Annotated in this window: 1 rRNA gene; it reads left to right on the top strand. The window is 53.3% G+C overall.

The features are described from left to right. Positions 1 to 533, top strand: a 23S ribosomal RNA gene (locus tag CVN76_RS03550); the annotation flags it as partial.

The following is a 533-nucleotide window of genomic DNA, read 5'->3' as shown; positions in this document are numbered from 1 at the left end:
ATAGTACCGAAGTTCCTGATTCCACGCTGCCAAGAAAAGCCTCTAGTGAGATGTAAGGTGCCCGTACCGCAAACCGACACAGGTAGGCGAGGAGAGAATCCTAAGGTGTGCGAGAGAACTCTCGTTAAGGAACTCGGCAAAATGACCCCGTAACTTCGGGAGAAGGGGTGCTTTTTAGGGTGAATAGCACGGAAAAGCCGCAGTGAATAGGCCCAGGCGACTGTTTAGCAAAAACACAGGTCTCTGCGAAGCCGCAAGGCGAAGTATAGGGGCTGACACCTGCCCGGTGCTGGAAGGTTAAGGGGAGAGGTTAGCGCAAGCGAAGCTTTGAACCGAAGCCCCAGTAAACGGCGGCCGTAACTATAACGGTCCTAAGGTAGCGAAATTCCTTGTCGGGTAAGTTCCGACCCGCACGAAAGGTGTAACGATCTGGGCACTGTCTCAACGAGAGACTCGGTGAAATTATAGTACCTGTGAAGATGCAGGTTACCCGCGACAGGACGGAAAGACCCCGTGGAGCTTTACTGCAGCCT

This window comes from Bacillus sp. mrc49 (genome assembly GCF_002803435.1).
Note: the sequence above shows the minus strand (reverse complement) of the source record. Positions and strands in the feature narration are given on the sequence as shown.